The following is a 1,142-nucleotide window of genomic DNA, read 5'->3' as shown; positions in this document are numbered from 1 at the left end:
TTACTCTAAACTCTAGAAATTATAGACAAATACTGTAATTATTAGTTCCATTAAGAACGCAACACTACACTAGGTGCCTGCTGTTCAACTTCCAGCCCCTCCGGAAAATGTTTTCCAGAGGGGCTGGCATCTGGAGACCAGGGGGTTATGTGATGGAGTTCACGTGTTGAAAGGGCCCCGCTCTTTATACTTTTTCGTTTGAGCTTTGTCTTTTCCCCGGTTATCCAGTCCATGAATATGATCCGCTTTCTGTCAGTCGTTTCCCGAGTCGCCTTTTTTACGTTTTCAGTGATGCTTTCGGGGGGTGCCGCGTCCGCCAAGGATATGCCGGCCATTTCTCATGCTGCGGGCGAAACCCTGGCGCCGCAACAGCTTGATTTCCTGTTTCAGCCGGTGGAACTGGATGCCCTGTCCGTCGCCGCCAGGCAACGGGCACTGGATTGGCTGCAAAAACTGTCTTTCAGCGATGCTGACAGGGGCTATATGCATGTTGATGCTGAGGGCGGCGTGTATTTTGCGGATGCTTTTCCATCACTGCCGCTGCAGGAGGCGCTTCCACAAGCGGCCCTGCTTCCCGAAGCGATTGCTCCTGCCGATGTGTTTTCCCTGCACAGCCGTCCTGGTTCATCCAATGTGGTCTACCTCGATTTCGACGGTCATACCATCGAGAACACGGCCTGGAACAACAGCAGCGGCGTGGCATCCTATGAAGCCGTGCCCTATGATCTCGATGGCAATGCCGCAGTTTTCAACGACGAGGAACGTTCACGGATCGGTGAGATCTGGCATCGGATTGCGGAAGACCTGGCGCCTTTCGACATCGATGTCACAACAGAAGAGCCTGCTGCGTTCAACAGCAATACCGGCCGTATCCTGATTACACGCAGCACCACGGCAACAAATGCCGATATGCCTTCGTCCGGCGCTGGCGGTGTGGCGTTGTCAATGTGTTTGGCCGGTCAAACTACGCAAGCTATTACTCTCCCGCCCTGGTGTATTTCAACCACCTTGGTGGCGGTTCGGCCTCGTCGGTTGCCGAAGCTGCATCCCATGAATTCGGACACAATCTCGGTTTGAGCCATGATGGCACGTCGAGTGCTGGCTACTATTCGGGACATGGAGATGGATTTGTTTCCTGGGCG

General features: G+C 53.8%; 1 protein-coding gene. It reads left to right on the top strand.

The features are described from left to right. The first annotated feature begins 288 nt into the window (after window positions 1-288). Window positions 289-1,077, top strand: coding sequence for a hypothetical protein (locus ACOCD2_RS21100; RefSeq protein WP_293650334.1), 789 nt, complete (start codon window positions 289-291; stop codon window positions 1,075-1,077). The last annotated feature ends 65 nt before the right edge of the window (window positions 1,078-1,142 follow it).

It is taken from the genome of Thiolapillus sp. (assembly GCF_048562965.1).
GTDB lineage: Bacteria > Pseudomonadota > Gammaproteobacteria > Chromatiales > Chromatiaceae > Thiolapillus > Thiolapillus brandeum_A.
Note: the sequence above shows the minus strand (reverse complement) of the source record. Positions and strands in the feature narration are given on the sequence as shown.